This window comes from Alkalibacterium sp. m-11, assembly GCF_054658155.1.
Map to the genome: position 1 here is coordinate 1 of NZ_BAAGIR010000215.1, position 2,353 is coordinate 2,353.

A 2,353-nucleotide genomic window follows, 5' to 3' on the forward strand; every position below is an offset into this window, starting at 1 on the left:
TGCGTCCGACTTCCTTCAGATTCCACCTCACGGTGGACACCCTTGTCATTCACTAACAGTTCCTACTGCAAAGCCTGTAGTGGACTTTCACCACCAAGTTGTCGCCCATGCCGGGCGCACCAAAAAACAGCTCTGTGCACGTATTGTGCATAGAGCTGCCCCCTTTTAGGTAATTAAATCTGATACCCGGTCTCTCCTGTGTCCGCAGGTGATGATGTTTCAGTAGAATAGACTTATTCGTCTACGCTGACTTCGCCTTCTACAGTTCCTTCATCCAATAATGCTGAATCCATGAATTCCTGAGAAGCGAATGTCACGTCTCCTGTTACTGTAGCGTTGGATAGTTCGAATCCGTCTTCTTCTACGTATACGTCTCCGTCTACTGTACCTTCCTGAATACGGAAGTTTGGTGATTCAACAATCATTGTGCCGACAGATAGAGTGTACTCATTAGTTACATTACGATCTTCATCCTGGTCGTAAAGCGCCAGTTTGCGGTAAACATCTCCGTCTTCGTCATCCTTGTCGTAGAATGTACCTGCAACTGTCAAGTATCCGTCGATAGTTACATCAGCTGTTATAGCAGTAATCCAGTTTCCGTCAGCACTTAGAGAAGCTTCAACTTCACTGGCATCATCTGTAATAGATGCAGCTGTTACAGCATCGCCATTGTCTCCGTTGTCGTCAGTATCTGCACCATTGTCACATGCTGCCAAAAATCCGCCTAGTGCTACTACTGCAGCGCCTGCAGCTAATTTCTTTTTCAAAATATCTATAATTATCCCTTACCTTTCCTGATGGAAATTTTATTGATCATAGAATGAACGGAGAAGAAGGAGAGAATGATTAATTCGGACAGTTCTTCCCCGACTCATTACTAATTATACTATACCTTACATTTGTGAAGCAGTCAACAATTCAACCCACTAAAATCATCTTAATTATTACTCATACGTTTATAATTACAGGGCTTATTTTTGTGAAATGTCAATCGCTTACTTTCTTATAAAAAAAAGGAAAAACTTCAAAATATCCTATCTCATTTGTTTAATAAAAACTGCCCTTCTAACTAACATGTGTCAGATTGTTGAGTAATTGTTCACAGAGTCAATCTGTTCAGCAATGTGAAAGATGACCGCCCTATCTATCCTGGCGGTCATCCTGGAGTCAAAACTAGTCTACCCTAATATCGCCTGTAACTTCTGAATTCTCATCGATTTCTGATGATGCTTCAAATTCTTCACTTGCGAAGATCAAGTCTCCATCGATTGTTCCACCAACTAATTTAAATCCGTTAGCTTCTACATACACGTCTCCTACAAATGTACCATTCTGCAGACGGGTGTTTTCGTTCTGAAGTGCGATGCTCGGTGCTGTTAAAGTAAAGCTGGCAGTAAGGTTGCGGTCTGCATCCTGCTGATACAGTGCCAGTTTACGTTCTGACTCACCTTTGTTTTCAAATCCGTCGACCATGACTAGATCTTCATCTGTTGTAATGTCATCTTCGAACATGACGATCCATGCACCGTTACTTGACAGTCCTTCTAGAAGAGACGCTTCGTCACTGACTTGAACTTGTGTTGCTCCTGTAGTGACGTCGGCAGTTTCGCCTTCTTCACCTTCGACTCTGATTTCACCCGTTACTGTTGCGTCATCGTCGATTTCTGCTGATTCCTGAAGTTCTTCACTTGCGAAGATCAAGTCTCCATCGATTGTTCCACCAACTAATTTAAATCCGTTAGCTTCTACATACACGTCTCCTACAAATGTACCATTCTGCAGACGGGTGTTTTCGTTCTGAATAGTGATGCTTGGGGCAGTCAGAGTAAAGGTTTCTGTTACGTTACGGTCGGCATCCTGAGCGTATAATGCAAGCTTACGTTCAGTTTCTCCTTTATTCTCGAAACCTTCTACCATAACGAGATCTTCATCAGTGGTGATATCATTTTCGAAAATAACGATCCAAGCTCCGTCACTGGATAACCCTTCGAGTAATGTATCTTCATCATTTACACGAACTTGAGTAGCGCCAGTTGTAACTTCAGCTTCTGTTTCTTCCACTTCTTCAGCCGGCTCCTCTGTTTCTGCAGCGTTGTCACAAGCAGCTAGTAACCCCATGCTTGCTGTAATAAGTAATAATTTGTTCCACTTTGCCATTGTTGTTTCTCCTAATTAATTGTGATTTAATTCACATTAATCATAGCATGTTTCAACTTTATGTCAATTACTCAAGTTTTGCAGTTGAATATCCAGGTTTAACCCTTGCGGTTATTGAAACTTCTTATAAATAATTATCAAAAAACACACAAAAAGACACCTCTCTTTGGTAAAATGTAGTCACCATAACAACATT

The 2,353-nt window shown here is 41.5% G+C and carries 2 protein-coding genes; both read right to left on the reverse strand.

The window, feature by feature from the left end; translation table 11 throughout:
* Positions 1-233: 233 nt before the first annotated feature.
* Positions 234-767 (reverse strand): polymer-forming cytoskeletal protein, encoded by a 534-nt coding sequence (locus ACYQ2O_RS11755; protein ID WP_459796673.1) that lies wholly within the window; start codon positions 765-767, stop codon positions 234-236.
* A 406-nt stretch (positions 768-1,173) separates the two neighbouring features.
* Positions 1,174-2,157, reverse strand: coding sequence for a hypothetical protein (locus ACYQ2O_RS11760; RefSeq protein ID WP_459796674.1), 984 nt, complete (start codon positions 2,155-2,157; stop codon positions 1,174-1,176).
* Positions 2,158-2,353 lie beyond the last annotated feature (196 nt).

Coding starts and splice junctions, on each gene's coding strand:
- ACYQ2O_RS11760 (WP_459796674.1), bottom strand. CDS start 2,157: ATGGCAAAGTGGAACAAATTATTACTTATTACAGCAAGCATGGGGTTA.